Origin of the sequence: Alicyclobacillus sp. SP_1 (genome assembly GCF_024706985.1) — a bacterium.
In the GTDB taxonomy this organism is placed as follows: domain Bacteria; phylum Bacillota; class Bacilli; order Alicyclobacillales; family Alicyclobacillaceae; genus Alicyclobacillus_I.
The window spans coordinates 79,079-86,416 of the sequence record NZ_JAMCCX010000011.1; the positions used below are offsets into that span (position 1 = coordinate 79,079).

10 protein-coding genes are annotated in these 7,338 nt (G+C 48.0%); 2 read left to right on the forward strand and 8 right to left on the reverse strand.

Annotation, left to right across the window (positions count from 1 at the left end; all coding sequences use genetic code 11):
- Positions 1 to 8: 8 nt before the first annotated feature.
- Both M4I36_RS02395 and M4I36_RS02400 read left to right on the forward strand, forming a co-directional pair.
- Positions 9 to 1,784: a DEAD/DEAH box helicase gene (locus M4I36_RS02395; protein ID WP_258110057.1), complete on the forward strand. Its 1,776-nt coding sequence runs from the start codon at positions 9 to 11 to the stop codon at positions 1,782 to 1,784.
- 35 nt (positions 1,785 to 1,819) lie between these two features.
- Positions 1,820 to 2,701 (forward strand): YqhG family protein, encoded by an 882-nt coding sequence (locus M4I36_RS02400; RefSeq protein WP_258110077.1) that lies wholly within the window; start codon positions 1,820 to 1,822, stop codon positions 2,699 to 2,701.
- Positions 2,702 to 2,732: 31 nt separating this feature from the next.
- Here M4I36_RS02400 and zapE read toward each other — a convergent pair whose 3' ends face one another.
- The 8 genes from zapE to M4I36_RS02440 form a co-directional block, all read right to left on the reverse strand.
- Positions 2,733 to 3,668, reverse strand: coding sequence for an AFG1/ZapE family ATPase (gene zapE / locus M4I36_RS02405; protein ID WP_258110058.1), 936 nt, complete (start codon positions 3,666 to 3,668; stop codon positions 2,733 to 2,735).
- A gap of 14 nt (positions 3,669 to 3,682) precedes the next feature.
- Positions 3,683 to 4,213: a shikimate kinase gene (locus tag M4I36_RS02410; RefSeq protein ID WP_258110059.1), complete on the reverse strand. Its 531-nt coding sequence runs from the start codon at positions 4,211 to 4,213 to the stop codon at positions 3,683 to 3,685.
- Positions 4,214 to 4,228: 15 nt separating this feature from the next.
- Positions 4,229 to 4,636, reverse strand: coding sequence for a hypothetical protein (locus tag M4I36_RS02415; RefSeq protein WP_258110060.1), 408 nt, complete (start codon positions 4,634 to 4,636; stop codon positions 4,229 to 4,231).
- Positions 4,633 to 5,124 carry a PulJ/GspJ family protein gene (locus M4I36_RS02420; RefSeq protein ID WP_258110061.1) on the reverse strand — a complete coding sequence of 164 codons (492 nt, stop codon included), beginning with the start codon at positions 5,122 to 5,124 and terminating at the stop codon, positions 4,633 to 4,635. Before M4I36_RS02420 ends, M4I36_RS02415 begins: the two co-directional genes overlap by 4 nt.
- Entirely contained in the window at positions 5,069 to 5,386 is a 318-nt protein-coding gene (locus tag M4I36_RS02425; RefSeq protein ID WP_258110062.1) for a hypothetical protein, read from the reverse strand. Before M4I36_RS02425 ends, M4I36_RS02420 begins: the two co-directional genes overlap by 56 nt.
- Complete coding sequence (locus tag M4I36_RS02430; RefSeq protein WP_258110063.1) at positions 5,383 to 5,835, reverse strand: GspH/FimT family protein; 453 nt, start codon at positions 5,833 to 5,835, stop codon at positions 5,383 to 5,385. Before M4I36_RS02430 ends, M4I36_RS02425 begins: the two co-directional genes overlap by 4 nt.
- Positions 5,836 to 5,899: 64 nt before the next feature.
- The gene (locus M4I36_RS02435; RefSeq protein WP_258110064.1) at positions 5,900 to 6,277 is read right to left on the reverse strand and encodes a competence type IV pilus major pilin ComGC; all 378 of its coding nucleotides are present in this window, start codon (positions 6,275 to 6,277) and stop codon (positions 5,900 to 5,902) included.
- A gap of 11 nt (positions 6,278 to 6,288) precedes the next feature.
- Positions 6,289 to 7,338: type II secretion system F family protein (locus M4I36_RS02440; protein ID WP_258110065.1), on the reverse strand; the 1,050-nt coding region annotated here is incomplete at its 5' end.

A 7,338-nucleotide genomic window follows, 5' to 3' on the forward strand; every position in this document is an offset into this window, starting at 1 on the left:
GGTTCGACATGGATAGTATGCATCATATCGAATTATTATCCAACTCTTCCACTGAGAATAAAGGCGAACTGGGCCTTTCTGTGCCCGTCACTTGGGTTCAACAAGAATTGAGACATGCGTTTACAGGATACATACAAACGGCTATGTTATGCAACCATGACGCTGCAGACTTGGACACCTCGAACTTTTCGGATTGGCGCATGTTTCAATTGGCCGCAGAATCTTTCCAATCACAACTGGCCCCAGATTTCGAGGAACTTCTGAGCCTCAACCACGTCTTCGGCTTTCATCCACTCCCCCATCAAGTTACAGCAGCAAAGAAGGTCTTGCAAGACTTGCGTGGAAGGGCCATCTTGGCCGACGAAGTCGGTCTGGGCAAGACTATCGAGGCAGGACTTGTACTTAAAGAATATCTCCTGCGCGGCCTTGCTCGTAAAATACTCCTGTTGGTACCTACTTCTCTGGTTCTGCAATGGTCCAGAGAGTTGAATCAAAAGTTTCGCATTGCTGCGCACCCGCAAAGACATATGGCAGACTGGAAACGCGACATCGTCGTAGGCTCCATTGACTCTGCAAAACGAGAACCACATCGGTCAGAACTGCTCTCTGAAGAATGGGACGTCGTCCTGGTGGATGAGGCGCACAAACTCAAAAATAGAAAGACAAAGAATTGGGACCTCGTCAATCGACTGTCGAAGAAGTACGTCCTACTGCTGACCGCAACTCCAATCCAAAATGACCTCGACGAACTTCACGCCCTCATTTCACTGCTACGTCCAGGACAACTCGGAAGTCATCAAGAGTTTGCGGAAAAACACGTCTCATCCAAACGCAAAGTGAAGAACCCGCAAGAACTACGCCATACTGTCGGGAAAGTTCTCATTCGAAATCGACGGGGCGAGAGCGGCGTTTATCTGCCAAAGCGAGACGTAGAAACCTGTTATGTGCAGCTGAGCCCGGAGGAACTCTGCCTCTACGATTCCATTCAGGCGTTCCTTCGTTCCGAATATCAACAACGCGTGAGCCGCAAAAAATCCGTTCTACCCTTACTCACGCTGCAGAGAGAAGTCTGCAGTTCCACCTATGCTGCCATGATCTCGGTAGAAAAAATGATGCGCAAAGCGAGCGACGCATCGGACGTGGAGAATTTTGCACAATTTATGCATCTTGCATCGAAAATCAGAGTGTTTACCAAAGTGGAACGAGCGATTGAATTATGCAACCAAGCTCCCGGAAAATGTATTATTTTCACGGAATTTCGAGCTACGCAAGATTATCTGCTATATCGCCTCAAGCAATGCGGTATTCCTACAGTGCTGTTTCGAGGAGGATATAAAAAGAGCAAAAAAGACTGGATGACCGACTTGTTCGAAAAAAAGGCAAAAGTTCTGGTCGCAACAGAATCCGGAGGAGAAGGGATTAACCTGCAATTTTGCAATGAGATGATCAATTTAGACTTGCCATGGAATCCCATGCGACTAGAGCAAAGAATCGGCCGGATTCACCGGATCGGCCAAACAAGCATTTGCAAAATCCACAATTTGGTCACTGAAGGGACACTCGAGGAACATATTGTGCAAATTCTCATGGAGAAAATTGCTTTATTCGAATCAGCGGTGGGGACAATAGACCCGATATTTGGTCCTGAGTTTGGTCAAAAATATGAGCGTCGATTGCTCGAACTGTCTCTTACCGCGAACTCGATGGAGGAGTTACGCAGTGCCTTGGACCCGAACAGCGGATGTCCAGCAACTCAAAAAAACAGAGAAAGCGTGTATCACTAAACATGACATCTTCTTTGCAGAACGTGAATTCGTTGATGAAGTTTGTGGACAGTTATTTTAAAGCCGTCAGTGCAAAGTGCCTTTATCAAGACACAGAGTATCGAGAATACGAGCTACCACGAGACGTAGACAAAGAATTAATTGAACGTCCGTTCTACTGGATGTGGGTCGAGGCGTCTGGACAAGAGGCGCAAACAACGCAGCTACGGCTTGCTTTCACGCAAAATGCATTGGAACGAGAAAATCAACGCTTGCAAGAAGAGCATACCAAGGCAATGAGACAGACTCCCGACGACTTTTCCACGTTCTTGACGGGGCCATCGAGAGCACCGAAAGCCGAACTACTTGACTACGGGTCGTTTCGTCTCGACAAAATCTTCTCGAGCGTCGCGAAACGCGGACAGTTCATTGTATGTCAACCATCGCCTGCCCTCCAAAAGGCGAGGCAACGAACATTAGTACCTTGGTTACTATGCAACGGCGTTACAACGATGCGCTGCGATCTGACGAAACAGATGTGGTGGTCCATAGGTGTCTGTTTGCAAAACGGACAAATTATCCCTGCGTTTTACGAGCAGATCTGCCATCTTGAAATGGTTCCGGTGTCTCCGAGTCGCTTGCTCTCACACATCTCGCTGCCACTGGACGAAGCGATGGATCGAGCCATGCGTGAACAGGAACGACTCATCAAACAACTCCCCACCGACTGGGCAGAAAGCGCCAAACAGCGCTTCAACACTGAGTACGATCAACTGAACTTGTACTATCGCAGCCTAAGGACCGAAGACATACAGCAGAATGAAGAATTGGAACTCGAACAATCTCGAAAGATAGAGTCTCTGGCAAAGTTGTACGTACCGACCGTCGAAGTAAAGATTGTACAACTAGGACTCATCGGACTGCCTGCAGAGGCTTGAACATAGGCTCATCCGCGAAACATCTCTTACTTTAGGTCAAAGACTTTAAATGCCTCTGTCGGTGATCTTCCCCATCCATTTTGGCCAAACGTGCCATCTGCAAAATACGACTTCGCAACGGCGCCACCGATTCCTGCAGGTCTTGACCACCTTTTCGATAGATTTGCGGTGGTGAAAAGTTAGACGTAAACCAAGTTGGCAACTTGGCGTGAAAGCGTTGATTGATGATCCGAAACAACTTTTCCAACGTGAAGTCATTGGCTCTTTCTTGTGCAAATTCATCCACGCCTAAGACTGGTACGGAAGAACATGCTTGTAGAAATTCGTCCAGATCCCCATCCACAGAGAGAATATGTCTCATTCTATCAAAGATGGTATCGGACCGTAGAAACAAACAGGGGATGTTGCGTTCCTCAAGTCTATTGAAAACAGCCAACATGAGATGCGTTTTCCCAACACCAGGCGGCCCAAATAGATAGGCTCCATCAGAGGGTTGACCCACCGTATAAGATTCTGCGAAGTTTCGAGCAAAAGTCATGAGCTTCGGATATTTCAAACTCTGCTCTTCTGGATAATTGTCAAACCGGAAATGAGCGTCTTGACTTGCAACTCCCACAATGTCTCGCCAACGGTGTACTCGAGACGCAGCTTGCGAATCATAAAATGGCTGGCATCGCTCTGCTCCAAAGGAAAGGCCCGTAGTACAAGGCCTTATCGTTTGCACAAAACCTTTCATATCCCCTTGCTTTCCACACGAACTGAACCCTTGACACGCTTGACAAATTTTCTTTTGGACGATGTATTCTAACAGTTGAGGTCGCTCCCGAAGAACGGTCGCTCGGTCGACGTTCCACAAAGACAACTCCGGAACGGAATTATAAAAATAGCTTAACGGATATTCAACTTCGTTGGAAGCGCCCTGAATATGATGCATCATACGACGAATGTGGACAAAATCTCCATCCATACGGTGTCCTTCCTTCACTGTGAAAACGATGTGACGTGTAAAATTTCTTCTACAATTTGAGCTGGAGACTTGAAAGACGTCTGAATTTCGAGGCGCGACACTTTTGCATAAAAGTCGCGTCGCTCGACCCAAAGTTGATTGAGACTCTGTTCGACATCTTCTGCACCACGAAGCATCGGGCGCTCCATAGTGGAATCTTTCAGAACCCGTTGCACTAATTCGTGAGTATCGGTGACGAGGTGAATACAGTACCATTCGCGACTTAATAAATCGCGATTTTCCTTTCGGTTAACAATGCCTCCTCCAGTCGACAAGACGCCTCTGAAGTCACTTCGAGTGACACTTTCCAAGTGGGTTTGTTCCACATCTCGAAAAGCCGCCTCTCCGCAATCTTTAAAATACAAGGGAATTTTCGTCCCAATTCGAGTCTCAATCATGTCATCTAAGTCGAGACAGGGAACGCCAAGACGTGCTGATAAGTGTCGGGCGATGGTTGATTTTCCAGTGCCCATCATACCAACCAACGCAATCCTCTCGCAAAGCATTCGGCAATTCTCACCTCATGGGCAGTCCGATGTCCACGGACATGGGTCTGTCCATTGGAGCACGGTTTTTGTCAGTCTATCATACTCAAAGACAATCTTGGTGCGCGCGTCTGTATTCTGTGCCGAAACGACCACATGGACGGGATTGCTTCCATCCATTTCGACGAGAGCCTGAATGGAACCTACACTCATTGTGCGAAACGGCACAGGTTTAGCGGACGACAAGTCGTTTCGCACGAGGTTTGCCACGCCCCGAGCTACAGCGGACACTTGAACACTGCCCGAGTTTAGAACGGCTGATTGGTAAGCTTGGAGAGTGGTTCCAAGGATATCTGCGGAAATAAGTGCCACCACCAGTGCCACGGCGAGCGTAGTTAGCAAAACGTAGCCTTGCTCTCGCGCACTTCCTATGCCGTTTCTCATGATACTTGATTCCCAGCCACGGGGCAGGCCGTGAAAGATAACCTACTCCCGTTGGTCATCGTGAGTGTGACCAACATCAGCGACTGAAGTTGATTCACCTGCAGAGAGTTGACATGAAGAGCCACGACCGAATCCCCACCAGAGGTGAGTTGACGAATGAGTTCATGGCTCCAGTTTACGCGATAGTAAGTCCAATGTCTTGTGCCTAATTCGCACCACAATTCCCCATTGATAATTCGCGTTTCCAATGCCGCCTCTACGTCCTTTCTCACCATGGATAGAACACGCGAGTCATCAATAGAGACTTCATTCTGTTGATAGCAATGACTCATGACGTCTAATGAACCATGCAATAATTCCCCGGTGAGGGTAAGTATCAAGGCACCCATCAGAACGCTGAGCAAGATTTCCAGTAAGACAAACCCCGTGCTGCTAGTCTGCAGGGCTGAGCGATTCATGGGTGGGGATGTAAATGACGTCAGCGGCATTCGGTGTCAGCACCTCCAGTTTCACAACGGACACACCAGCATAAGGAGTCGGTTCGACTTGTTGCACCACTCTACCACGCGCATAGGCAGGTTCCTTCATTCCCGCTAAAACGTAACTTTCAGCATTTTCGAGTTGTTGGTCAACAGAAAGGATATCGTTCGTTTTGACACTCATCTGAATCGCAGTGGTCATCGACAGACAAGCAAATGCACCAACAATCGACGATACCAACAACGCGAACATCACTTCCATGAAATTCACGGCAGCCACCTCGCATTAACCGCCAAACCACTACCCATATACAGATGAACGGAAGCGGATGACGAACCAGATTCAAGCACGACGGTCCCTGCAGTCGAAGAAATCCCCGACGGAGCGTACGAAATTTTCCCCGTCATCATCTCTAAATAGCCATCTTGATAACGGACTCCCACAGGAAACTTCCGCATATCCACATAACCGCGGTCTGTGTAAAGAAAGTACTCCGGATTATACGGGGCTAGGAACAACGTCGTTGGTTCGTCCGTCAACCTCGCGACACTCTGCATGTTTTGTAAAGCCGAGGTAAGTTGCTCCGCAGCTCCTTGCACATTCACAAAATTCATCACCGGGACGAATAATGGCACCATACCTACTGAGAGAATAGACATTAGGAGCACTCCGACCATCGTTTCAAGAAGCGTAAATCCGGACTTTCCAGCGTCATTCAACAAAAGATATCCTCGGTGAGTGACATTCGGTGCATGATTCGAACAGTGGGCAATCGGCGACAGCTTAACTCGCCGCATCGGTCGTGGTTACCGAAATGTTGGATGGATCGGAATCGTCAATAATGTATTGTCCTCCAAGCGGATCGACCGGAATGGAGGAAATAAGATTGTCGGTCACTAGAGTCTGCAGTTGTTCCTCGCTAGTACCCGAAGGGACGGAGTGGTACATCAACTGATACTCAGACAAAGCAGCAGAGATAATCTGTTCGTTCTGAGTATTTGCCGTAACTTCTGCTTGATGACCAGCATTCGCGAGTTTCGGCGATATTACCGCAATCATGATGGCAACAATCAATACGGACACCATCATCTCAATAAATGTAAAACCAGCACACGAAGGGTCGCCCAAAGGAATGTTCCAACTATTCCTACGTTGATGCATTTCGTGACCTCCTATTTGGGGATTTGGACAGATATCTCCTGAATCATCTGATACATGGGCGCGTAGACCGTAAAGATGGTCGCACTTACTGAAAGTCCGATGAATCCCGTCAGGGCCGGCTCCATCCATTGAAACGTTCTTTCCAAATCTCGATGGATTTTCTCTTGATAAAATTTCTCGCTCCTGCGAAAAGTTTCAGCTAGGTCTCCTGTTCTCTCTGCCAAAGCGATCATCCGCGTCATGTGAGTTCCAAAGGAGCTTCCCACGGCTTCCTCGAGTGTCTGACCAGCAAGTATCCTCTTCGCTATGTCAACTGCTCTCGTACTGAGCCATCCTGGCCCCCCTATCTCGTCAATGTAGTAGAGTGACTCCACGATTGGAAAACCTGCAGACAACAGAGTGGAAAGAAGTTCAGCCATGACGCGCGATTGATGATTTAAAAGAAAGGTACGAAGAGGAAAGTTCTTGAGCGATTGGACAATGTCTCGGCGTCCAAAGCGATAGTAAAGCGCGGCAGAACTAAGGAGCAGGAAGATGAGCACCAATGCTAATGCAGATACCCCAGGAAACAATTCAGATATTTTTAGAAGTGGGGAGCTACGGGCCCAGTGACTGGTGCTGAGAGCGAAGTTCATCCTCTGAAACTCAGGCAAAACAAACCGCATTGTCACTAGATTGACGAACAGAGTCATGACGAACAAGAACGATGGATAAGCCGCCAGTTTCCATAGCGACTTTTTCCAAGAGTGTTCCTCCCAAAACCGTCGAATCAACGATGAAAGAGCCGCCTCTAAATGGCCCGACTCTTCACCAGACAGCAACACAAGACGATACATCGGAGGAATGTGACCGCTCCAAATTTCTGACAAGGGCTTACCTTGTTCTGATGGCAAAGTCGCTAGATACTTCAATTTACTCTTGTTTATCCCATCTCCGAAATGGCTCAATGCCTCCGTCAGAGTCATACCAGCTTTCAAGAGATCTCTTAACACTACAACGCAGTTAGGTAATCGCATCAAGCAGAACCTTGAAGACGCCGTTTCTGGTGAGAGCGAAAAGCC